The sequence below is a fragment of the Aliihoeflea aestuarii genome (assembly GCF_024105665.1).
GTDB lineage: Bacteria > Pseudomonadota > Alphaproteobacteria > Rhizobiales > Rhizobiaceae > Aliihoeflea > Aliihoeflea aestuarii.
Window position 1 is genome coordinate 234,408 of sequence record NZ_JAAAMK010000002.1, and the last position, 22,788, is coordinate 257,195.

Consider the following 22,788-nt stretch of genomic DNA (forward strand, 5'->3'; position numbering starts at 1 on the left):
CCCGATGAGCTTTGCCAACCGCCATATCGGACCCGGCCCGGCCGAGCAGCGCGAAATGCTGAAGGCGCTGGGCGTGACCTCGCTCGAAACGCTGATCGCGCAGGCCGTCCCAAAATCGATCCGCCTCGACCGTCCGCTCGATCTGCCTGCCCCGGCGAGCGAGCAGGATGCGCTTGCCGAACTCGGCGCAATGATGGACCGCAACGTCGTCGCCAAGAGCTTCATCGGCCAAGGCTATCACGGCACCGACGTTCCGCCGGTCATCCAACGCAATCTCTTCGAGAACCCGGCCTGGTACACGGCCTATACGCCCTATCAGGCGGAGATCAGCCAGGGTCGCTTGGAAATGCTGTTTCATTTCCAGACGCTCGTAACGGAACTGACCGGACTTCCCGTCGCGTCGTCCTCGCTGCTGGACGAGGCGACGGCGGTCGCCGAAGCGATCGGCATCGCCTGGCGTCATCACCGAATGAAGCGCCCGAAAGTGGTCATCGCCGGCGCGTTGCACCCGCAAACGTTGGATGTAATCGAAACCCGCGCCGAACCGCTCGGCATTTCCATAGGCAACGGCAATGTCGATGAGGAGACGGCAGCACTCCTCATCCCGTGGCCCGACACTGCCGGCATGTTCGCCAATCATGCCGACGCCATCAAAGGCGCGAAGGAACGGGGCGCGGTCGTCATTTTCGTCGCCGATCCACTCGCGCTGGTCACGACGCAATCGCCTGCATCGCTCGGCGCGGAGATCGCCGTCGGCTCCATGCAGCGCTTCGGCGTGCCCATGGGCAATGGTGGCCCGCACGCCGCCTATTGCGCGGTGGACGACAAGTTCACGCGCCTGATGCCGGGCCGCATCGTCGGGCAGTCGGTCGATGCGGGTGGCCGGGTCGGGTATCGACTGGCTCTTCAAACGCGCGAGCAGCACATCCGCCGGGACAAGGCGACGTCGAATATCTGTACGGCGCAGGCGCTTCTCGCCAACATGGCCGCCGCCTATGCGATCTGGCATGGCCCGCAGGGACTTCAGGCCATCGCGCAGCGTATCCACGGCCTTGCCGCGCGTCTCCATGCAGGCATGAAGGCCAAAGGCATCGAAGTTGCGGGCAACGCGTTTTTCGACACTGTCACGGTCAAGTCGAAACACGCCGAAGCGATCCTCGAAAAGACGATGGAGCGCGGGCTGTGGCTGCGCGATCTCGGCGACGATCGCATCGGCATCACATTCGACGAGACTTCGACGGAAACCGATCTTCTCGCCATCGCCGATCTTTTCGGCCTCAAACTGCCGGATAACGCGGACGCGCGCCTTCCGGGCAAGCGCGAAGGCGCATTCCTCAGCCAGCCCGTCTTCCACGAAAACCGGTCCGAAACGGAGATGATGCGGTTCCTGCGTCGTCTCGCGGACAAGGATCTGGCGCTCGACCGGGCGATGATTCCGCTCGGTTCATGCACCATGAAGCTCAACGCCGCGGCCGAGATGATGCCGGTGAGTTGGGCCGGCGTTGCGAATCTTCACCCCTTCGCGCCCGAGGGAAGCGCGGAAGGCTATCGCGCGATGTTCGATCAGATCGAGGCCTGGCTGGCGGAGATCACCGGATTCGACGCCGTCTCGCTCCAGCCCAACGCCGGCAGCCAGGGCGAATATGCAGGGCTTCTGGCGATCCGCCGCTATCATCGCGCCAATGGCGACGATCAGCGAACGGTCTGCCTCATCCCCTCCTCCGCCCACGGAACCAATCCGGCAAGCGCCTCGATGGCCGGTATGGATATCGTCGTCGTCAAATGCACGGATCACGGCGACGTCGATGTGGACGATCTGAAGGCCAAGGTGGAGCAGCACGCCGAACGGCTTGCCGCCCTGATGATCACCTATCCCTCGACACATGGCGTGTTCGAGGAAGGCGTGCGCGACATCTGCCGGATCGTCCATGATCACGGCGGGCAGGTCTATCTCGATGGCGCGAACCTCAACGCGATGGTCGGCCTCGCGCGTCCCGGTGATCTCGGCGCCGACGTCTGCCACATGAACCTCCACAAGACCTTCTGCATCCCGCATGGCGGTGGCGGACCGGGCATCGGCCCCATCGGCGTCAAGGCGCATCTGGCGAAGTTCCTGCCGGGGCATGTGGCGGAAGGCTCGCGCAGCGCCGTCGCGGCCGCGCCGTTCGGCTCTGCCTCGATCCTGCCGATCACCTGGATGTATATCCGCATGATGGGCGCGGCCGGGCTGAAACGCGCCACGGAAACCGCGATCCTGTCCGCTAACTACATCGCCGAGCGGCTCGAACGCAGCTATCCGGTGCTCTATCGTGGACGCAACGGGCGTGTTGCGCATGAGTGCATTCTCGACACGCGGGTCCTGAAAGACAGTGCCGGCATTTCCGTCGAGGATATCGCGAAGCGGCTGATCGACTACGGCTTCCACGCGCCGACCATGTCGTGGCCCGTTGCCGGAACGCTGATGGTCGAGCCGACCGAATCCGAACCGAAGGCCGAACTCGACCGCTTCTGCGACGCGATGATCGCGATCGCCGCCGAAGCGGGCAAGGTCGCCTCCGGCACATGGCCGAAGGACGACAACCCGCTCGTCAATGCGCCGCATCCGGCCATCGACCTGATGGCCGATGACTGGTCGCATCCCTATTCGCGGACAGAAGCGGCGTTTCCGGCAGGCGACGAAAATATGGCGTCGAAATACTGGCCGCCGGTTTCTCGCATCGACAATGTGGGAGGAGACCGCAACCTCGTATGCTCCTGCCCACCTCTGGAGGCGCTGGCGAGTTAGATTGCCAACCGCAGATTGCCCTCGATCTCGACCCTATTGCGGCCAGCCTTCTTGGCCGCATAAAGGGCACTGTCCGCTCGGGCGAGCACGTCGCTGACCGAAGGACGCCGATCGTCGCCAAATCCGATGCCGGCACTGACGGTGCACCTGTACAAGCCGTTGCCGACGAATTCTTCGTCGGCAAGCATTGCGCAGATGCGCCTTACCGTGGATGCGGCGTTCTCACCGTCCGTGCGCGGCATGAAGAGCGCGAACTCCTCCCCGCCAAGCCTTATGGCGATATCCCGGTTGCGCTTGCCGTCTTCGAGGATGTTGGCAAACCGAACCAGCACCTCGTCGCCGCTCGCATGGCCGTGCCGGTCGTTGATCTGCTTGAAATGATCGAGATCGAAGATGGCGATTGCCGCATACGAACCGAGTGCCTTGTCCGGCACTGTGAGGATCATTCCGCGGCGGTTGAGCAGACCCGTCAGAGGATCGGTCACAGCTTCGAACCGATGATGCTGGGCAAGACGCGTCTGGTCGAGCGCAACCGAAAGCGCACCTGCGCCGGTCATGCCGATGATGGCCACGACGATGTTCACGCGCTCGGCCCAATTGTCAGGCACGCCATTTACGATCCATTCGCCGTTCGCAAGCAAGACAATGCCACAAAGCCCGAATGACAGGGCTGCCACGTAATAGAGAGCCGCCATGAGAAGGAGAGGCCCCGCCTGCGACCGGTTTTTGAAGTATAGATTTCCCGAAATGACGAGCAGAACGGTCGCTGCGGCATATTGAGCGATGAATGCGACGCCGTCCAGACCGGCGAAGAGCGGCGGCAATGACAGCGCCAGTGAGACGGTCATGGGAACTGCGACGTGCCGTGGCCGTATCGGCATGGCGAAAAACTGTCGCGTCGCGCAATAGATGAAGGCGAACCCCAGTGGCAGCAAGGCGACCATCAAGGCGCCCGTGAATGCCTGCGGATTCCTGGAATAGAAGGAATAGGCAACGACGTGGGCGACGAGAGCGAGAATGCCGATTGCCCATGTCAGTTTGAACACGTCGCGTCGTGACGCGAACCAGAAGGCGATCATCGTGCTCGACAGGCACACGCCGGAGATGACAGTTGCCAGAAGAAGAGACCCGTAATCGACAGCCATCACGCCACCCCGCGCCAAACACCTGCCCCCGCAGGTATCCACATTTACTCCGTCAATTGTTCCTAATCGATTACACTTGCCATTCCACTTTTTGATGAACGTCGTCGTCATGCGCACCGGCCTGTGGACGAATCGGGAACGATACCCTTCAATTTTGCCGCGATCTCCTGCATTAGAGCGTTTCCTTCTATCATGAGAAAGAGCGGATATATCCTCCGCTGATTCGCAAACGGACGATCCTGTGCCATGGACGACAACAATGATCTTTTCGGCGATCTCGGCGGCACGGCCCTGCCGGTAAAGCCGTCCGCACGCCCTGTCGATCCTATCGTAGCCGCGTCCAGGCGTTCCGCGACACCGGCGCCGCGTGAGGCGAGCGATGGATACAGCGCAGCCGACATCGAGGTCCTGGAAGGACTTGAGCCCGTGCGCCGGCGGCCCGGCATGTATATCGGCGGCACCGATGAAAAGGCGTTGCATCACCTCTTCGCCGAAGTCATCGACAACTCGATGGACGAGGCGGTCGCAGGTCACGCGACCTTCATCGAGGTCGAACTCTCGGCCGACGGATTTCTTTCGGTGACCGATAACGGGCGCGGCATTCCGGTCGATCCGCACCCGAAGTTCAAGGATAAATCGGCGCTCGAGGTCATTATGACCACGCTGCATGCGGGCGGAAAGTTCGATTCGAAGGTCTACGAGACCTCAGGCGGCCTCCACGGTGTCGGCGTTTCGGTCGTCAACGCGCTGTCGGACGATCTCGAGGTGGAAGTGGCGCGAGGCCGCAAGCTTTATCGCCAACGCTTCTCCCGCGGCATCCCGCAGGGCGGGCTGGAGGTCGTCGGCGATGTGCAAAACAGGCGCGGTACGAAGGTGCGGTTTCATCCCGATGCGCAGATTTTCGGCGACAAGGCGAAGTTCGAGCCCGCACGCCTCTACAAGATGGCGCGCTCCAAAGCGTATCTGTTCGGCGGCGTCGAGATCCGCTGGTCGTGCGATCCCTCGCTCATCGGGGAAAAGGACCCGACGCCGGACAAGGCGACGTTCCATTTCCCCGGCGGATTGAAGGACTATCTGCTTGCCTCGCTCGGCACGGACTATCAGGTCACACGCGAACCTTTCGCCGGCAGGAGCGAGAAATCGGGCGGCCATGGCTCACTCGAATGGGCCGTGACGTGGCACGGCGGCGACGGTTTCCTCAATTCCTATTGCAACACGATCCCGACGCCTGAAGGCGGCACGCACGAGACGGGCATGCGCAACGCGCTTTTGCGCGGCCTGCGCGCCTATGCGGATCTGACCGGCAACAAGCGCGCCTCGATCGTCACGGCCGAGGACGTGATGATTTCGGTCGCAGGAATGCTCTCGGTCTTCATCCGTGAGCCCGAATTCGTCGGGCAGACGAAGGATCGCCTGGCGACCGGCGAGGCGCAGCGCATCGTCGAGAACGCGGTACGCGATCCGTTCGACCACTGGCTTGCGGACAATCCGCAGGAGGCGTCGAAACTTCTGGACTGGGTCATCGCTCGCGCCGACGAACGTGTGCGCCGCAGGCAGGAGAAGGAAGTCAGCCGAAAGAGCGCGGTCCGCAAATTGCGCCTGCCGGGCAAACTGGCCGACTGCACCCAGAACGCCGCTGCCGGCGCCGAAATCTTCATCGTGGAGGGTGATTCGGCCGGAGGCTCCGCCAAGCAGGCCCGCGACCGCGCCAGCCAGGCCGTGCTGCCGTTGCGCGGCAAGATCCTGAACGTCGCCAGCGCCGGCCGCGAAAAGCTCACCGCCAACCAGCAGATCGCCGACCTCATCCAGGCGCTCGGCTGCGGCACGCGATCGAAATATCGCGACGAGGATTTGCGCTACGACCGCGTGATCATAATGACGGACGCCGACGTTGACGGCGCCCATATCGCCGCGCTTCTGATCACCTTCTTCTATCAGGAAATGCCCGAACTCATTCGCGACGGACATCTCTATATGGCCGTTCCTCCCCTTTACAAGCTGACGCAGGGCGGCAAGACCATGTATGCGCGCGACGACGCCCACAAGGACGAACTCCTGCGCACCGAGTTCACCGGGCGCGGCAAGGTCGAGATCGGTCGTTTCAAAGGTCTGGGTGAAATGATGGCCAGCCAGCTCAAGGAAACGACGATGGACCCGAAGAAGCGCACGCTTCTGCGCGTCGAGGTTCAGGAAGCCGAGGATGAAACGCGCGCTTCGGTCGATGCGCTGATGGGCACGAAGCCCGAAGCGCGTTTCCGGTTCATTCAGGACCGCGCGGAATTCGCCGACGAGCTGGATATCTGACGTAATCTGAAAGATCGCGGCGCTTAGGCGGCGATCGACCGGGACGTTTCGATCGCGGAAGCACGGATCGCATCGGACTGGATTTGACGCAACAGACTGACGATCGCGACCGATTGCGGATCGGAACTTCCCGTCAGACAGTCGATCATCACCTGACTTGCCTCTCGTGGGCCGCCTATATGGTCGCCGCGCATGGAAGCACGCCACAGATGGATCGCCGCGGTCAGCGGTGGATGTATAGACGGCGCGAAACCGGCTTTGTCGAAAAGAGCGACCAGCGCCAGATCGCGACCCGAAACGATAAGGGTCCGCACCCGATCCTGCGGTATGGATGCCAGATGCGCCGCGAGATGACCGAAAAAATCGACCTTGCCGCCCGCAATGCAGCGCAGGACGAGCGCCGTCGTCAATTCGCCGGACTGGCGCAATCGATCGACGAGAGACGAGAACTCGGCCGGGCGTGACCGGTCGATGAGCGAGACAGACGAGCGCGCGCAGGCGTCGCGCGTAACCCTTGCCGCCCGATCCGTTCCGATCAGGGCGCACACGAATGACGACTGGCGCAGAACGTCGCCAAGACTTGCCAGAAGCCGATGCCGGCAATCGATGGGAAGGCGAGGATCGCGGATCAGGATTTCGCGCAACTCGCCGTCGGTTCCGAAGCGCTCCACCATTCGGCGAAAGCACCAGGCAAGAATGTCGGCGTCCTCGTTGCGGGCAAGCTCGATCACCGCCTCTAGTGCGCCGAGTTCGCATAGGGCCGCGGCGACGCGTGCCGTCAAGGCGGGGCGGCGCGCGATCATAGTCTGGCCCTTTGCATCCAGTGTAGCGGCCAGTTCGATGAGGTCGCCCTCGCCCAACAGCGGCGATCGCAGCAGGATCGACCCGGCGACGCCGGGCTGGTCCTTTGCCAGATGAAGAACGATGTGAAGCGGTGCGCGGCTGCTGCCGGCCAATGACGTGGCGATGGCTGCGCGAACCTTCGGGGACGGATCATCGGCCAGAAGCGTCAGAGCGCACTCGGCCGCATGCCGTTCATCTGCGAACGTGCCGATATCGAGATATAGATTTGCGAGATACTCGGCCGCCGTCGCACGATCTGCCGCCCGCGTCGAGCGCAGGAACCGTTCCGCAGTTGCAGTCGTCACTTTAGCCCCCATCGCAAACTCCGGTGGACGCTAGCGCGAATTGGTTTACGAACGGTTCACCATATTCTTTAAGGCATGCGAGCAAGATGCGAGGAGGCACAAACATGGCTGGGCTCTATCTGGAGGAGTTCGTTCCGGGCGAGGTGATCCGTCACGTACTGACCAAGTCGATCACCGAGAGCGACAACATGCTCTTCTCGGTCATGACGCTGAATCCGCAGCCGCTGCATATCGATTTTGATTTCGCCGCCAAGAGCGAATGGGGCAAGCCGCTGGTCAATTCGCTGTTCACGCTCGGCCTGATGATCGGCATTTCGGTACATGACACGACGCTGGGAACAACCATCGGCAATCTTGGCATGACCGATACGGCCTTCCCGCATCCCCTCTTCCATGGCGATACGATGCGTGTGGAAACCGAAATCAAGTCCGTGCGCCCGTCGAAGTCGAAACCGGATCGGGGCGTCGTCGAGTTCGAGCATCGAGCCTATAACCAGAACAATGTTCTGGTCGCCAGATGCACGCGTCAGGCGATGATGCTGCGGAAGCCGGCCTGATGCGGTCGCTGCTCTTCGTTCCCGGCGATTCCGAACGCAAGCTGGAAAAAGGACTGCAATCGGGCGCCGACGCGCTCATCATCGATCTTGAGGATTCGGTCTCAGCCGCGAACAAGCAGGCCGCGCGGGCGCTGACGGCCGAATTCCTTGCCGCGCACAGTGAAAGGACCGCCATTTTACTCGTGCGGCTCAATGATTTGTCCACCGGGCTGACGGACGACGATCTTGCCGCCATCATGGCGGGCGCCCCCGACGCGATCATGCTGCCGAAAGCCGGCGGGCTCGACGATGTCGTCCGGCTTTCGGCAAAGCTGCGGGTCCATGAAGCGAACCATGGGCTGGCCGACCGCGTGACCGGCATTCTTCCGATCATCACCGAAACGGGCGCGGGCGTTCTCAATGCGCACACTTACGCGCCGGATTCGCGGCTCATCGGTCTGACATGGGGCGCCGAAGATTTGTCGGCGGAAATCGGTGCGTCCGTCACGCGACGGGGGGACGGTGAATATACGGACGTTTTCCGGCTGGCGCGGGCGGTGACGCTTCTGGCCGCCAGCGCCGCGCAAGTCGCCGCGATCGATACGGTGTTTCCGAATTTTCGCGACGAAGACGGCTTCCGGCGCGATTGTGAGCACGCCGTACGGGATGGCTTTACCGGACGCATGGCAATCCACCCCGCGCAGGTGCCCGTCATCAATGCGGTGTTTACGCCCTCGGCCGAGGCGATTGCCCACGCGCGGGCCATAGTCGATGCTTTTGCGGACGCCGGAAATCCGGGCGTCGTCGGCATCGACGGTGCCATGTATGACCGCCCGCATTTGAAGCGGGCCGAGCGCCTGCTTCAACGCGCCCGCGTCGCCGGCCTCGCCTGATCAGCCGGTCTTTGCGGGCTTGGTGTCGGCCCAGCGCGGGCGGCGCATCTGGAACGTTTCGGTTACGGCGGCGTAGTCCATGTAGCCGAGGCGAGCGACCGTGCCCGCCTTGACGATGTCGAACAGACCATCGGTCATCACGGCCTCGTCGATATGGATGCCCACCACCTCACCGAAGACGACGAATCGCTCTCCGGTCTTGCCGTCGAGGCCCTTGGGCTCGAGGATTTCCGTGACCTTGCATTCGAGCGCCGCCAGCGCACCCTCGACGCGAGGCGGCCTGACCATGCGTGAGAGTGCGGGCGTCAGTCCGGCATAGTCGAATTCCGAAACGCCGCGCGGCGCATCGACGGCGGACGCGTTCATCTGCTCGACGAGCGCCTGCCCCACCAGATTGACGACGAACTCCCCGCTCTCGCGGGCAAACACAACGCTGTCCTTTTCGCCTTCGGACGAGAACATCACGAGATGCGGATGCGTCGAAAGCGCATTGAAGAACGAATAGGGCGCCAGATTCACGTCGCCCTTGGCGTTGATCGAGGAAATCCAGCCGATCGGCCGCGGCGCGACGATGGCCTTGAAAGGGTCGTGCGGCAGGCCGTGGCCCTTGGCGGGTTCGTAGAACATTATGTTTCCTTCGGGCCGGAATAATCGGACGTGACGGCGTCGAGATCGGGACGCGGGCGCTCGAACACATCACCGTCGAAATTGCCGATATGGACGAAGCCGATGACACGCTCATGCGGTTCGAGCCCGAGTATGGCACGGCCTTCCTCGACATCGGAATACCAGTTGGTGATCCAGTTGGCGCCGTAGCCCATCGCGTTCGCCGCGATCAGCAGGCTCATGGCCACCGCCCCGCCCGACAAATGCATCTCCCATTGGGGAATCTTGGGATTGTCGCGCGGCACATGGACGACGCCGATGACAAGCGGCGCACGCGAAAAGCGCGTCAGTTCCTGCTCGCGGCGGGCGTCCGTCAACGGTCCTTCGCGCTTCTCGGCAAGGTCTGCGAGCTTTTCACCGACTTCGCGCCGCGCGTTTCCACGATAAAGAATGAAACGCCACGGCACGAGGCGGCCATGATCCGGCACGCGCGCGGCGATCGTCAGCAGGGTTCGGATTTCCTGCTCGCTCGGTCCGGGATCGCGCAGTTCCGCTATGGGAGCGGATTTTCTGCCAAGAAGGAAGTCGATCGTCGAAGACGTCAAACCGTTGCTCCTGTTCGGGGAGGTTTGGGGAACGCGCATGCCGCGCGATGAGAGCCTTGAAAATGCCACCGGATTCAGGTTCAACGCAAGACATGATCGCTTGCTTCCACCACTCCCCATGCGACTGACCTCGGTCATTGCTCTGGCTGCGCTGACAGTTGCCGCTCCCGCACTCGCGCAGGAAGGCGGCCCCGGTGGAATGTTCGGTGGTGGTCCTGGCATCGGCGGCAATCGCGACGTCTCGCAACCGCCTTCCGGCGCGATGCCTCGCCTCGAACTGCCGGGTGCCGTTACGCCGGCCCCACTCTCGCTGCCCCCGATCCAGTCACAGACAGACACGCAGTCGGGCGCTTTACCGCAGTTTCAGCTCCCGATGCCGCTGCCGCAGATCGAGCTGCCGGGGATAACCGGCTATGCCGCACCGATCATCGGCACCCCGCTCGCGCTGCCGGGCGCAGGATCGCTGACGCTCTCGGCACGGCTGACGCCCGAGGGCGACGAAATTCAGCGCGGTATGGTCTGGCGGGTCTTCCGGCCCGAACCCGGCCCGGACGGCGCGCTGCCCTTGATCGCGACGGCTCAGGGAGGAACGAGCAATTTCCAGCTCGATCCGGGCAGCTATCTCGTACACGCGGCATTCGGACGTGCCGGCGCCACGAAGCGCCTGACAGTCGGGCCGGACCAACGCGACGAACAATTCGTGCTGGACGCCGGCGGCATGAAACTCGACGCCGTCATCGCGGGCGGCGCCGACATTCCGTCCGACAAATTGCGCTTTTCCATTTTCGAAGGCGGGGGCGACGCGGCAGGCGATCGTGCGTTGATCGTCCCCAATGTCAGTCCTCAAACCGTGGTTCGGCTGAACAGCGGCATCTACCACGTCGTTTCCACCTACGGAAACGTCAACGCGGTGATCCGATCCGACATTCGCGTCGAGGCCGGTCAGCTCACCGAGGCGACCGTCGAGCACAAGGCGGCGGAAGTGACGATGAAACTCGTGCGTGAGGCAGGCGGCGAGGCGATCGCGGACACATCCTGGGCCGTATTGACCGATTCGGGCGACATCGTGCGCGAAAGCGTCGGCGCTTTCGCCACCATGGTTCTGTCGGAAGGGAAATATGTCGCCGCCGCGCGCAACCGCGAGCGTCTTTACGAACGTGAGTTTCAGGTCGTCGCCGGCCGCAACAGCGACGTCGAGGTGCTCGCCGACGAGACGAGCGGACGCGAAGTCATCGGCACGGGCGATTAATTCACTTCGCCAGCGAGAACACCGCCCGATGGACGGTTTGAAGTATCGCCTTGCGGTCATCGAGTTCAGCAAGGGCGTCTGCGGGAATAATCCGACCTATCGTCACGTCGATCGGCTTTCCCATGCGCCTTACGAATTCGGGCACTAGCAACGACAGGCGCAGCGTCATCGACACCCGCGTGGCCAGATGAAACAGCAAGCTGTTCTGCCCTGAAAAATAAAGCGGCATGACCGACGCTCGTGCATCCTTCACGAGGCGCGCGGCGAAGGTCTTCCATGGCAGATCCTGCGCCTTGCCGAATCCGCGAGCAGCGGTCGACACGCCTCCGGCCGGGAAAATCACGATCGTCACGCCCTGTCGCAGAAGCGCGACCGCCTCATGACGCACCGCAAGGTTGTTCGCCATCGCTTCGCGGGTATCGGAAAAATCGATGGGCAATGCATAGGGCCGCATCTCCTCGACCTTCAACAGGTCGGAATGGATCATGACGCGAAACGGCCGGCCGAGCCGCTCGGCCAAAGACAGGATCGCGATTCCGTCTGCGATGCCGAACGGGTGGTTCGCGACCATGACCAATGGTGTATCAGGCAACGAAGGTGGCCAGGTGCCCGACAGACGCAGCTCGATACCCACCATCGCCAACATCTTTTGAAACATCGCGTCGCCGCTCGGCACGACTTCGCGCCGCCAGGAATCGTAGAGGCTGGCGAGCCGGTTGCGGCCGGCAAGCGTCTCGATTGCCTCGATGACGAAGCGCTGCAGACGGCTGTGGCCGTCATTGGCGTAGGTCAGTTCCGGAAAGAGCGCGTGGCCGACAATGGTTTTCATGCACGAAGCATGGCGGACTCGCGTGACAGCGATGTGAAGCGGGGCGAGCGAGCCGCCCCGCGATCGTCAGGCCGTCATCCGCGCAAATCTGGCGGAACCGCTTCGCTCGAAAGCGTATCGATCGCCTCGGCCAGCGAAAGCGACGACTGGTCGCGCGAGCCGAGCCGGCGCATGTTGACCGATTCTTCCTCAGCTTCCCGTTTGCCGCAAACGAGGATCACAGGGACCTTGGCAAGGCTGTGCTCACGGACCTTGTAGTTGATCTTCTCGTTACGAAGATCGGTCTCGGCGTGAAGTCCGGCGGCGCGAAGCTTCGCGACGACGGATTTCGCGTAATCGTCGGCATCCGACGTGATCGTCGCCACCACTACCTGAACCGGCGCGAACCAGAGCGGGAAGTGCCCGGCGAAATTCTCGATCAGGATGCCGAGGAAACGCTCCATCGAACCGCAGATTGCGCGGTGGATCATCACCGGCTGCTTCTTCTCCGAATCGGAGTCGATGTAGAAGGCGCCGAAGCGTTCGGGCAGGTTGAAATCGACCTGCGTCGTGCCGCATTGCCACTCCCGCCCGATCGCATCGCGCAGCGTGTATTCGAATTTCGGCCCATAGAACGCGCCCTCGCCTTCGAGAATGCCCGTCTTGATGCGTCCGCCCGACTGCGCCTCGATCTGCTTGAGAACGTCCATCATGACGGCTTCGGCGCGATCCCACAGCGCGTCCGATCCGACGCGTTTCTCGGGTCGCGTCGAAAGCTTCACGACGATCTCGTGGAAGCCGAAATGCTCGTAGACCGACAGGATCAGATCGTTGATCTTCAGGCACTCGGCGGCCATCTGCTCGTCCGTGCAGAAGATGTGCGCGTCGTCCTGCGTGAAACCGCGCACGCGCATCAGACCGTGAAGCGCGCCCGACGGTTCGTAGCGATGCACCGTGCCGAACTCCGCAAGACGGATCGGGAGTTCGCGGTAGGACTTCAACCCATGCTTGAATATCATGACATGGCCGGGGCAGTTCATGGGCTTCAGCGCGAAGACGCGCTGATCCTCGGCCTTCGGATCGGCCGACTGCACCGCGAACATGTTCTCCTTGTACCAGCCCCAGTGGCCCGAGGTTTGCCAGAGCGAGGAATCGAGCACCTGAGGCGCGTTCACTTCATCGTAGTCGCCTTCGAGCCGGCGGCGCATATAGGCCGTCAGTTTCTGGAACATGCGCCAGCCCTTGGCGTGCCAGAAGACCACGCCCGGCCCTTCCTCCTGGAAATGGAACAGGTCCATCTCGCGGCCGAGGCGGCGATGATCGCGCTTCTCGGCTTCTTCGAGCATATGAAGATAGGCGTCGAGTTCGGCCTGATCCGCCCACGCCGTGCCGTAGATGCGCGTCAGCATCGGATTGTTGGAATCGCCGCGCCAGTAGGCACCCGCGACCTTCATCAGTTTGAAAGCGGTTCCAACCTGGCCGGTGGACGCCATGTGCGGCCCGCGGCACAGATCGAACCAGTCGCCCTGCGCGTAGATCTTGAGGTCCTGATCTTCCGGGATCGCGTCGATCAGCTCGACCTTATAGCTCTCGCCCTTGTCGGCGAAGATCTGCCGCGCCCTTTCGCGCGTCCATACCTCTTTCGTGAACGGCTTGTTGCGGCCGATGATCTCGCGCATCTTCTTTTCGATGACCGGCAGGTCGTCGAGCGTGAATGGCGTGTCGCGGGCGAAATCGTAATAGAATCCGTTCTCGATGACCGGTCCGATGGTCACCTGTGTTCCCGGCCACAGTTCCTGTACCGCTTCAGCCAATACGTGTGCCGCATCGTGGCGGATGAGTTCGAGCGCGCGCGGATCGTCGCGTGTGATGATCTCGACCGCGCCGTCAGCCCCAAGCGGGTCGGAAAGGTCGCGCACGGTGCCATTGACCGCGTAGGCGATGGCCTTCTTGGCAAGCGACTTCGAAATGGAGTTGGCGAGATCGGCACCCGTTGCGGCAGCGTCATAGGCGCGCACGGAACCATCGGGAAATGTCAGGGAAACGTCAGGCATGCTCATGCTCCTATCCAGTCCTGCAAACGAGCGCAGGTGGTTGTTGATGACGCGCGTTTAGCGGATCGATCGGGCAGCGGCAAGGCGTCGGAAGGTCAGGATTTGCGGCTGATACGCCACAATCGCCACGGCGCGAACCAGCGCTGATCTGTTTCGAGCGCTTCTGGAACGAGATCGATGCCGTGCGTCCCCCCCGGACCGCAACGCGCCACCCGGAACAGCCCCATCCAGCCGCCATGCCAAAGCCCATGCCGCGCGATCGCCTCATAGGCGAATTCCGAGCAGGTCGGATAATGCCGGCAGGAATTGCCGACGAAGCCGGAAAGAGTGAGTTGATAGAACCGCACGAAGCCTGTGCCGAAGAGCCGGCCGGGCGTGGGACGCCATGGACCGGACCAGTTTCGCGAGCGGATCATCATTCCGGCTTTGAAGAAGATAACATCCGCAACACGTCAACGGTCGATTCTGCCAAATTTGGTGCATCGACCGTTGCGGTTTGCCAAATAACATCCAAGCTTACGGAACCATAACCGTGAGAGGACCTGTTCCGTGCCCGATAAGCCTGACGGAGAGCCAGAGTCGGAAAATTCGAACCCGCATCCGGGTCGATCTTTAGAATCTGACCCGCAGCCTCACCAATAACTTCAAGGCAACGAATTACCGCATCCTGCATCATGGGGTCGCGCTCGAACGTAGCGTAATCTGCATCGCCGATGTGACGCCGCATGCGCGCGGTCCAGTGAGCGATATCATTCAATCTGACGACGATCGTTGCAGCATTAGCCGTCATATGGGCCGCATATCGCGAGACGCCGTCTCGTTGGCGGCAATCGACAGTTCGCTCGGCAGGCGCACATCGACGCGCGTATTCAGTATCGCTTCTAGAGCAAGTTCCAACTCCGCCAATTTGAAAGTCGATATCGGCGAATCATAGTCTACGAGGATGTCGATATCACTGTCTTCTCGATCTTCACCACGAGCGACAGAACCGAAAATCCGGGGATTCGAAAGTTGGTAACGTGCGATCACGTTCAAAACTTCACTGCGATGTTGCTTTAGAGCTTGAGATGGTCGCATCTGTATTCTCCTCAGGCCGCCTCGCCTGCCCGTTTCTTCTCGATCTTGTCGATCGCATCGACCACCGCGTCGAATGTCAGCATAGTCGAGGCATGACGCGCCTTGTAGTCGCGAACGGGTTCCAGATAGCGCAGATCGGCAAAGCGGCCCTCAGGTGGTGCACCGTTTTCCTTGAGCATCGTGCGCATCGTCTCCCGCACGGCGCGCAATTCATCCGCCGATGAGCCGATGACATTGCGGGCCATGATCGAAGATGACGCCTGTCCGAGCGCACAGGCTTTCACCTCATGCGCGAAATCGCTGACCACGTCGCCATCCATCTTCAGATGGATCGTCACGGTGGAACCGCAAAGCTTCGAATGCGCCGTCGCGGACGCGTCAGGTGCGTCAAGCCGCCCAAGCCGCTCGATATTGCCAGCGAATCCGAGAATTTTTGCGTTGTAAACGTCGTTGATCATGAAAAATCGTCCCATTTAGCGCTATCGGCAGAGCAGACGACGCGCGGGCGTCTTTCCATCATTGGCTCGATACATATATAAGGACCGTGATGTCGAGGCGACAAGGCGTTTGCCAAGCCCGATCCGACAGCATGCACGCCGTATCGGGCTCGTTCCGAAAAAGGCTGTGGTCCGTTCAACTCGTTCCTCCGTATCAGAGAGGAACTACGGGAGACGCCTTTTCATGGACGCCATAGTGAAATCATTCCCCAATCGCGCCGAAGCCGACCAGAAATCCGAAACTGCACCCCGCCCGACACAGGCCGAGGTGGAAGACGCGGTCAGCGTCCTGTTGCGCTGGACGGGCGACGATCCGGGCCGCGAAGGTCTCGCAGATACGCCCAAGCGTGTCGCGAAGGCCTATCGCGAGATGTTCGGCGGTTATGACGAGGACCCGGCCGAGGAACTCGGCCGCGTGTTCGAGGAGGTCGCCGGCTATGACGATCTCGTCCTGATCCGCGACATTCCGTTTTATTCGCACTGCGAGCACCACATGGTGCCGATCATCGGAAAGGCGCATGTCGGCTATCTGCCGGACGGCCGCGTAGTGGGACTGTCGAAGATCGCGCGCGTCGTCGATATTTTTGCACGGCGTTTGCAGACGCAGGAGGCGATGACGGCGCAGGTTGCCGGCGCGATCCAGGAAGCGCTCAACCCGCGAGGCGTCGCCGTCATCATCGAGGCCGAACATATGTGCATGGCCATGCGCGGCATCCGCAAACAGGGCTCGTCCACGCTGACCTCGACCTTTACAGGCGCGTTCCGCAATCATCCCGAAGAGCAGGCGCGCTTCATGATGCAGTTGCGCGACATGCGCTCCTAATCGATCAGACACGTCATGAAATTCGCTTTACCGCCGCCATCCAAGGCGGCACTCGAAGAGGGTGCCGTTTTCGCGCCGCGCTTCGATGCGTCCGGGCTGCTGACGGCCGTCGTAACGGACGCGAAGGATGGCGCGGTGCTGATGGTCGCGCATATGAATGCAGAGGCGCTGTCGTTGTCCATCGAAACCGGCATCGCGCATTATTGGTCGCGCTCGCGCAAATCGCTTTGGAAGAAAGGCGAAACATCCGGAAATCTTCAGCAGATCGTAGAGATGAGAACCGATTGCGATCAGGACGCCGTCGTCCTGACAGTCAACGTATCCGGGCATGACGCGACATGTCACACGGGCCGCCGCTCCTGCTTCTATCGCAGGATCGAAAACAGCGACGGCGAAGCGCGGCTTGTGATCGAGTCCGAGCCGAAATTCGACCCGGCCGACATCTATCGCTGATGGCTACAGGCCTGCGAAGTCGAAGAGCTTCGTGTCGAGCAGATGCGAGGGGCGTACATTGGCCAGAGCGCGGATCATCGCTTCCTTTCGGCCCGGCATACGCCTCTCCATCTCCGCGATCATGTCCTTCATCGCGTTGCGTTGCAGCCCGTCCTGACTGCCGCACAGATCGCAGGGAATGATCGGGAAGCGCATGGCCTCGGCAAACTTGGCGAGATCCGCCTCCGCGCAATAGGCAAGCGGACGCAACACCATCACGTCGCCGTCGTCGTTGAGAAGCTTGGGCGGCATGGCGGCAAGCCGCGCGCCATGGAAGAGATTCAGGAAGAACGTTTCCAGAATGTCCTCGCGGTGATGGCCGAGCACCACGGCCGAACACCCCTCCTCCCGCGCGATCCGGTAGAGATTGCCGCGCCGCAACCGCGAGCAGAGCGCACAATAGGTGGCGTTCTGAGGCACCTTCTCCGTCACGATGGAATAGGTGTCGCGATACTCGATCCGGTGCGCGATGCCGTGCCGGTTGAGGAAATCGGGCAGCACATGCTTGGGAAAGTTGGGCTGGCCCTGATCGAGGTTGCAGGCGAGAATCTCGACCGGCAACAGCCCGCGCCACTGAAGGTCGAGCAGAACGGCGAGAAGCCCGTAGGAGTCCTTGCCGCCGGATAGTGCGACGAGCCACTTTTCACCCGGCTTGACCATCGCGAAATCGTCGAGCGCCTCACGCGTCTGGCGCAACAGCCGCTTTCGCAGTTTGTTGAATTCGACCGAACGCGGTGCGTCCGCCATCATCGGTGGCGCGGCGGCAGCGAAATCGTCGTCCCTGGGCTGGATCGTCATAGGGCGGATTTAGACCGAGATGCAGGCAAAAAGAAAGGCCGCGTCGAAACGCGGCCTTGATACTGTCATTGAGCTTCGCTTCACACTTGGCCGTCATCCTCGGCCTTGTGCCGAGGATTTGCCGACGCCAAACATTATTGGCACGTTTGCAGATGCTCGGAAAAAGCCCGAGCACGACGTCAGGAAAATTAGCGCGAATAGAACTCGACGACGAGGTTCGGTTCCATCTGGACAGCGAACGGAACGTCCGCGAGGCCCGGAGCGCGAACGAAGGTCGCGGTCATCTTCGAGTGATCGGCCTCGATGTAGTCCGGAACGTCACGCTCTGCGAGCTGGACGGCTTCGAGAACGACGACGAGCTGCTTCGACTTCTCGCGCACTTCGATGACGTCGCCCGGACGGCAGCGAAACGACGAAATGTTCGTGCGGCGGCCGTTGACGTTGACGTGACCGTGATTGACGAACTGGCGCGCAGCGAAGATCGTCGGCGCGAACTTCGCGCGGTAGATGATCGCGTCGAGGCGCGACTCGAGCAGACCGATCAGATTGTCCGGCGTATCGCCCTTGCGACGGTCGGCTTCCTCGTAGGTCTTGCGGAACTGCTTCTCGGAGATATCTCCGTAGTGGCCCTTCAGCTTCTGCTTGGCGCGCAGTTGCAGACCGAAGTCGGACAGCTTGCCCTTGCGGCGCTGACCATGCTGGCCGGGGCCGTATTCACGCTTGTTGACCGGCGACTTGGGGCGACCCCAGATGTTTTCGCCAAGACGGCGGTCGAGCTTGTACTTAGCGGACTGGCGCTTGCTCATCGCATTCCCTTTCAAACAATTGCACCCGAAAGCTCACGCTTCGGGCGAAGGAAACGCGCCCTCCTCTGGCCTCCTTTTTCGAGACCTGACAGGATCTTGCCCAACGCTTCGGGCCGATCCACGGGACACGTCAAATGAAACACCGCGCTTTTGCGGCGCGGCGTTGAGTGGTCTGCTATGCGACTGCACAAAAATTGTCAAGCGACACGCGCCTAACCAAAGATCGCTCGCTCGCCGATATGCAGCAGCAGACCCGCAATTCCGCCGATGATCATGCCGTTGAAGCGTATATATTGCAGGTCGCGGCCGATATTGAGTTCGATCAGCCGCGTCGTCTGCATGATGTCCCATGCCTTCACCTGATCGGCGATGAATGTCGCGACCCCTGCCTTCTGCTCTTCGACGAAAGACGCCAGCGCGACGACGAAACCGGCATTCATGTCGGCTCGGATCGCTTCGTCGTCCGCAAGCCTTTTGCCGATCTCAACAAACATCGATGCCAGATGGGCGCGGATGATTGAGTCCTCTGCTTGTGCATCCTCCGTCAGGAAGGCGGCAAGGCTCTTCCATATCTCGTCCGCCAGCCGCCCAAGTTCCGGACGTGCGAGCAGATCGGCCTTGATGCGCTCAGCCCGCGCGACATAGGCGGGATCGGTTTTTAGATCCTCGATGAAGCGTAGGGCGAATTCATCGAATTCGCGGCGCAGCGGGTGATCCGCATCGCCGGCCGCCTCCTCCATAAGCCGACCTGCCGCTGCGACGATCTTGTTCAGGAGATAGGCGTCCGCGCGGAAGATATTGGCAAGCGTCGGAAGCTCGCCGCGTATCTTGTCCCGCATGACGGCAAGAGTCGCCTCATCGTTCAGGATGCCGCTCATGACCTTGAGAAGCCCGTCGAACAGGCGCTGATGGCGACGCTCCGCGGTCACCGCCGACAACAATTCGGCGGCCAGCGGCGCGATGTCGATCCGCTCCAGACGCTCAATGACCCGCTGTCCGAGAAAACCACGCAGGTTCGAGTGCTCGAGCGCTGCCAATGCCTGTGGCGTCATCCGCGTGACGAAACCGGCGAGATCGTCGGCATGCCGCCGCTCGCCAAGCCATTCGGCGACGAGACGTCCGAAATCGACTTCCTTCAACTTCGCGCGAACGACATCCTCCTTGAGGAAATTGCCTTCGATGAAGCGGCCGAGATTGTCCGCGATCCTGTCCTTATTGCGCGGAATGATCGCCGTGTGCGGGATCGGCAACCCCATCGGACGCCGGAAAAGGGCGACGACGGCATACCAGTCGGCAATGCCGCCGATGGCGGCGGCTTCCGCGAAAGCGGCGACATATGCCAGCGCCGGATAATCCGGCTGGAACGCGCGCGCGGCCAAAAAGATCGCTACGCACAGGACAAGCGAGCCGGTCGCGACGGCCTTGGTTCGCTTCAGGGCGCGGGCTTTATTTTCATCGTCCAGCGCAGCGATTCGGTCTTTGACATCAGTCCGATTCAACATATTTTGCATCGCACACTGATTTTATGTTGCATTGCACAAATTCATCTCTATATACGCTTCAGCCTCGGGCCATAACGGGCGGGGTCCAACCATGGCTCATTGAAGAGAATGGAGTTTGAAATGGCAAAGACCAAGACCGACCAGACCGCAGCATCGTTTTTCAACGGATTCACGCGTACGTTCGACGAACTCGGCGCAACTGTGCAGATACCGGAGGCCACTCGCGATTTCGTTCGCAGCCAGGCCGTTGCCGCTTCGACGCGCGCCGAAGAAGCCCACAAGCAGTTCGTATCTTTTGCCGATCAGGCGAAGTCGATGTTCGGCCCCTTCGCCGGCAGCTATTCGACGGTAACCCGCTCGATGCTCGACGTGACGCTTGCCAACACGCAGCATTATTTCGCTACGGTGGAAAAGCTTGCCGACGCCAATTCGTTCGGTGACGCAGTGTCGATCCAGAGCGACTATGTGCGCGAGGCGACCAGCGCCAATATCGAGCGCATCCGCGGCGCAGCCGAACAGGCGAAGACACTGATGAGCGAAAACACGAAGATCGTTCAGGATCAGGTCAAGACAGCCGCCTGAAATCATCTGACATCTAAAAAAGCCCGGTTTCGACCGGGCTTTTTGTATTCAGGCCGCCAGAAATCGAGCCTGAGACATCATTTGTGGAGCGAAGACCTCTTCGGCGGGCTCCAGTTCGATCAGGCCGACCGTCTCGCCGCCCTCGAACCGCAACCGCGCATCGAATTTGGAGGCGAGCCGCTTCATCGCCTGGTTCTGAGGGTGCGTGGTCACGCGCAACTGCGTGTATCCCAACGCATGCGCATGCCAGATAAGCCGCTGGAACAGACGGCTCCCGATGCCGCGATGCTGAAGCGTTCTTTCGACCGAGAAAGCGATCTCTCCGGTCGGCTCGCCGTCTCCATCAATCTCGTGAAGTTCTGCCGCGCCGAGCACTTCGCCGTTCTCGACATAACCGATAACAGTCGTTCCCGCGCGAAACGCGCGCTCGGCATAGGCTTCGACGAAAGCGTCGCTGGACGGACCGTTGAAGCGGTCGCGACGGCTCTCGATGTCGAGACGGCCAAGATGCTCGCGGAATTTTGAAAGGTCCGATGGCCGAAGCTGTCGGATGACACCGGATGCGTTCGTTTTCAGTGTTGCCATGTCATTCATGTCGCCGCTCTCTATCAAGGGCTCCTCCCCTGAATCGAAGCATTCGACCCGACCGGTATATTGTGCATTGCAGCATCAATTTTCAAGTGGTCATTCGCCGCGCATGGCAGCCATGCGCTTTAAAACATGATATCTGTGTTCATGTTTTTGAGTTGCGCCTTGTCTGGAATAGTTCTAAGAAATGCATCGTACATTGCGAACGATGGAATCGCGAAAGGCACGCCATGAGACTGACCCGTCAGACCAATTATGCAATTCGCATTCTCATGTATTGCGCAGCCAATCACGGGCGGCTGAGCCGCATTCCGGAAATCGCCAGCGCTTACGGCGTGTCGGAGCTGTTCCTGTTCAAGATTTTGCAGCCGTTGGTCGAGCACGGCATGGTCGAGACGGTTCGCGGGCGCAATGGCGGCGTGCGTCTTGGGCGCGCTGCGGCTGAGATCACCCTTTTCGATGTCGTGCGCGTGACGGAGGACAACTTCGCCATGGCCGAATGCTTCGAGAAGGATGCGACCGACTGCCCTCTGGTCGATTCGTGCGCGCTCAACGAGGCGTTGCGCAAGGCGCTCGGCGCGTTCTTCGAGGTTCTTGAAAGCTATACGATCGAGACGCTGATCGACGCCCGCCCGAATGTCCGCTCGCTTCTTGGCATCGACATCGAGCCACCGCGCCAGCTTGCCGTGAACTGAATTACGCCACGGATTGCGGCAGAACGAACGGCACGCCGGATCGCGGCGTGCGACCGACGCGCAGCCGGCAATCGAATACGCGCTCGATGGTCGTATCGGTGAGAACCGCCGCAGGCGAACCGACTGCCGCCACCCTGCCCTCATGAACCATCATCACCTCGTCGGCGAACATCGCCGTCAGGTTGAGATCGTGCAGAACCGCGATCACGCCGCCGCCGCGCCGCGCATAGTCGCGCGCGATCTCCATGATCACGAGCTGATGCTTCACGTCGAGGCTGGACACAGGCTCGTCGAGAAAGAGGAAGCGCGAAGTTCCGTCGACGACCGGCTGCCAAACCTGACACAGCACCCGCGCCAACTGAACACGCTGCTGCTCGCCGCCCGACAGTTCCTGATAATAGCGTCCAGCAAAACCGGCCAGATCGACCTTGGTCAGGGCACGTTCGGGCAGCGTTTCTAGATCTCGCACTGGGACGCCGGACCGTCCGCCCAGCAGACCGAGACGCAAGATCTCACGCACGGTGAACGGGAACGACAGGACGGTCTGTTGCGGTAGGACAGCGCGAAGACCGGCCGCCTGCCATGGCTTCATGATTTTCAGGTCGCGGCCTGCGATCACAATCTCGCCCGTCGAACGCAAATCCCCCGACAGCGCTTTCAAAAAGGTCGATTTGCCGGAGCCGTTCGGCCCGACGATCGCCGTGACTTCGCCCGCGCGCGCGGCGAAATCGATCCCGTACAGAATCTGCCTGCCACCGAGCGAAACCCTCACGTTTTTCGCTTCGATCATGTCGC

At 61.4% G+C, this 22,788-nt stretch carries 24 protein-coding genes; 9 read left to right on the forward strand and 15 right to left on the reverse strand.

Going from position 1 to position 22,788, the window contains the following annotated elements:
* Positions 1-4 precede the first annotated feature (4 nt).
* A complete protein-coding gene (gene gcvP / locus GTW25_RS05415; protein WP_252910944.1) occupies positions 5-2,785 on the forward strand; it encodes an aminomethyl-transferring glycine dehydrogenase in 2,781 nt (926 codons plus the stop codon).
* On the opposite strand, the gene GTW25_RS05420 is transcribed toward gcvP, so the two are convergent.
* Positions 2,782-3,930, reverse strand: coding sequence for a GGDEF domain-containing protein (locus GTW25_RS05420; protein ID WP_252910945.1), 1,149 nt, complete (start codon positions 3,928-3,930; stop codon positions 2,782-2,784). The two genes, gcvP and GTW25_RS05420, sit on opposite strands and share 4 nt — an antisense overlap.
* Positions 3,931-4,176: 246 nt before the next feature.
* Here GTW25_RS05420 and parE point away from each other — a divergent pair, with 246 nt between their 5' ends.
* Positions 4,177-6,234: a DNA topoisomerase IV subunit B gene (gene parE, locus GTW25_RS05425; protein WP_252910946.1), complete on the forward strand. Its 2,058-nt coding sequence runs from the start codon at positions 4,177-4,179 to the stop codon at positions 6,232-6,234.
* A 23-nt stretch (positions 6,235-6,257) separates the two neighbouring features.
* Here the strand turns inward: parE and GTW25_RS05430 are convergent, their stop codons facing one another.
* Complete coding sequence (locus GTW25_RS05430) at positions 6,258-7,382, reverse strand: DUF2336 domain-containing protein (protein ID WP_252910947.1); 1,125 nt, start codon at positions 7,380-7,382, stop codon at positions 6,258-6,260.
* A gap of 86 nt (positions 7,383-7,468) precedes the next feature.
* On the opposite strand from GTW25_RS05430, the gene GTW25_RS05435 reads away from it, so the two are divergent.
* Together GTW25_RS05435 and GTW25_RS05440 are read left to right on the forward strand one after the other, a co-directional pair.
* On the forward strand, positions 7,469-7,939 hold the full coding sequence (locus tag GTW25_RS05435) for a MaoC family dehydratase (protein WP_443592367.1): 471 nt from the start codon (positions 7,469-7,471) through the stop codon (positions 7,937-7,939).
* Positions 7,939-8,811, forward strand: a complete 873-nt coding sequence (locus tag GTW25_RS05440; protein ID WP_252910949.1) for an HpcH/HpaI aldolase/citrate lyase family protein — start codon at positions 7,939-7,941, stop codon at positions 8,809-8,811. The genes GTW25_RS05435 and GTW25_RS05440 overlap by 1 nt, the downstream gene beginning before the upstream one ends.
* Here the strand turns inward: GTW25_RS05440 and GTW25_RS05445 are convergent, their stop codons facing one another.
* The gene (locus GTW25_RS05445) at positions 8,812-9,438 is read right to left on the reverse strand and encodes a flavin reductase family protein (protein WP_252910950.1); all 627 of its coding nucleotides are present in this window, start codon (positions 9,436-9,438) and stop codon (positions 8,812-8,814) included. It abuts the gene before it with no gap.
* On the reverse strand, positions 9,438-10,022 hold the full coding sequence (locus GTW25_RS05450) for a nitroreductase family protein (RefSeq protein WP_252910951.1): 585 nt from the start codon (positions 10,020-10,022) through the stop codon (positions 9,438-9,440). Before GTW25_RS05450 ends, GTW25_RS05445 begins: the two co-directional genes overlap by 1 nt.
* A gap of 262 nt (positions 10,023-10,284) precedes the next feature.
* Between GTW25_RS05450 and GTW25_RS05455 the strand changes: the two genes are divergently transcribed.
* The gene (locus GTW25_RS05455; RefSeq protein WP_372493082.1) at positions 10,285-11,271 is read left to right on the forward strand and encodes an RgsD C-terminal domain-containing protein; all 987 of its coding nucleotides are present in this window, start codon (positions 10,285-10,287) and stop codon (positions 11,269-11,271) included.
* A 1-nt stretch (position 11,272) separates the two neighbouring features.
* Here GTW25_RS05455 and GTW25_RS05460 read toward each other — a convergent pair whose 3' ends face one another.
* From GTW25_RS05460 to GTW25_RS05485, 6 genes are all read right to left on the reverse strand, one after another.
* Positions 11,273-12,100, reverse strand: coding sequence for a lysophospholipid acyltransferase family protein (locus GTW25_RS05460; protein WP_252910953.1), 828 nt, complete (start codon positions 12,098-12,100; stop codon positions 11,273-11,275).
* A gap of 74 nt (positions 12,101-12,174) precedes the next feature.
* The gene (gene thrS, locus GTW25_RS05465; RefSeq protein ID WP_252910954.1) at positions 12,175-14,133 is read right to left on the reverse strand and encodes a threonine--tRNA ligase; all 1,959 of its coding nucleotides are present in this window, start codon (positions 14,131-14,133) and stop codon (positions 12,175-12,177) included.
* 95 nt (positions 14,134-14,228) lie between these two features.
* Positions 14,229-14,552 (reverse strand): membrane protein insertion efficiency factor YidD, encoded by a 324-nt coding sequence (gene yidD, locus GTW25_RS05470; RefSeq protein ID WP_252910955.1) that lies wholly within the window; start codon positions 14,550-14,552, stop codon positions 14,229-14,231.
* Positions 14,549-14,923, reverse strand: a complete 375-nt coding sequence (locus GTW25_RS05475; protein ID WP_252910956.1) for a HepT-like ribonuclease domain-containing protein — start codon at positions 14,921-14,923, stop codon at positions 14,549-14,551. The genes yidD and GTW25_RS05475 overlap by 4 nt, the downstream gene beginning before the upstream one ends.
* The gene (locus tag GTW25_RS05480) at positions 14,920-15,210 is read right to left on the reverse strand and encodes a nucleotidyltransferase family protein (RefSeq protein ID WP_252910957.1); all 291 of its coding nucleotides are present in this window, start codon (positions 15,208-15,210) and stop codon (positions 14,920-14,922) included. The genes GTW25_RS05475 and GTW25_RS05480 overlap by 4 nt, the downstream gene beginning before the upstream one ends.
* Before the next feature lie 11 nt (positions 15,211-15,221).
* Entirely contained in the window at positions 15,222-15,668 is a 447-nt protein-coding gene (locus tag GTW25_RS05485) for an iron-sulfur cluster assembly scaffold protein (protein WP_252910958.1), read from the reverse strand.
* 223 nt (positions 15,669-15,891) lie between these two features.
* On the opposite strand from GTW25_RS05485, the gene folE reads away from it, so the two are divergent.
* Positions 15,892-16,530 carry a GTP cyclohydrolase I FolE gene (folE, locus tag GTW25_RS05490; RefSeq protein WP_252910959.1) on the forward strand — a complete coding sequence of 213 codons (639 nt, stop codon included), beginning with the start codon at positions 15,892-15,894 and terminating at the stop codon, positions 16,528-16,530.
* Between the two features lie 15 nt (positions 16,531-16,545).
* A complete protein-coding gene (hisI, locus tag GTW25_RS05495) occupies positions 16,546-16,983 on the forward strand; it encodes a phosphoribosyl-AMP cyclohydrolase (RefSeq protein ID WP_252910960.1) in 438 nt (145 codons plus the stop codon).
* A 3-nt stretch (positions 16,984-16,986) separates the two neighbouring features.
* On the opposite strand, the gene ttcA is transcribed toward hisI, so the two are convergent.
* The 3 genes from ttcA to GTW25_RS05510 all read right to left on the reverse strand — a co-directional run bounded on the left by ttcA (position 16,987) and on the right by GTW25_RS05510 (position 20,128).
* A complete protein-coding gene (gene ttcA, locus GTW25_RS05500; RefSeq protein ID WP_252910961.1) occupies positions 16,987-17,820 on the reverse strand; it encodes a tRNA 2-thiocytidine(32) synthetase TtcA in 834 nt (277 codons plus the stop codon).
* A gap of 188 nt (positions 17,821-18,008) precedes the next feature.
* Positions 18,009-18,626: a 30S ribosomal protein S4 gene (rpsD, locus tag GTW25_RS05505; RefSeq protein ID WP_252910962.1), complete on the reverse strand. Its 618-nt coding sequence runs from the start codon at positions 18,624-18,626 to the stop codon at positions 18,009-18,011.
* Positions 18,627-18,838: 212 nt separating this feature from the next.
* Entirely contained in the window at positions 18,839-20,128 is a 1,290-nt protein-coding gene (locus GTW25_RS05510; protein ID WP_252910963.1) for a DUF445 domain-containing protein, read from the reverse strand.
* A 120-nt stretch (positions 20,129-20,248) separates the two neighbouring features.
* On the opposite strand from GTW25_RS05510, the gene GTW25_RS05515 reads away from it, so the two are divergent.
* Complete coding sequence (locus GTW25_RS05515; protein ID WP_252910964.1) at positions 20,249-20,710, forward strand: phasin family protein; 462 nt, start codon at positions 20,249-20,251, stop codon at positions 20,708-20,710.
* Positions 20,711-20,758: 48 nt separating this feature from the next.
* Here GTW25_RS05515 and GTW25_RS05520 read toward each other — a convergent pair whose 3' ends face one another.
* Positions 20,759-21,295 carry a GNAT family N-acetyltransferase gene (locus tag GTW25_RS05520; RefSeq protein ID WP_252910965.1) on the reverse strand — a complete coding sequence of 179 codons (537 nt, stop codon included), beginning with the start codon at positions 21,293-21,295 and terminating at the stop codon, positions 20,759-20,761.
* A gap of 233 nt (positions 21,296-21,528) precedes the next feature.
* Here GTW25_RS05520 and rirA point away from each other — a divergent pair, with 233 nt between their 5' ends.
* Complete coding sequence (gene rirA, locus GTW25_RS05525) at positions 21,529-21,993, forward strand: iron-responsive transcriptional regulator RirA (protein ID WP_252910966.1); 465 nt, start codon at positions 21,529-21,531, stop codon at positions 21,991-21,993.
* A 1-nt stretch (position 21,994) separates the two neighbouring features.
* Here the strand turns inward: rirA and GTW25_RS05530 are convergent, their stop codons facing one another.
* Positions 21,995-22,783, reverse strand: coding sequence for a heme ABC transporter ATP-binding protein (locus GTW25_RS05530; RefSeq protein WP_252910967.1), 789 nt, complete (start codon positions 22,781-22,783; stop codon positions 21,995-21,997).
* Positions 22,784-22,788 lie beyond the last annotated feature (5 nt).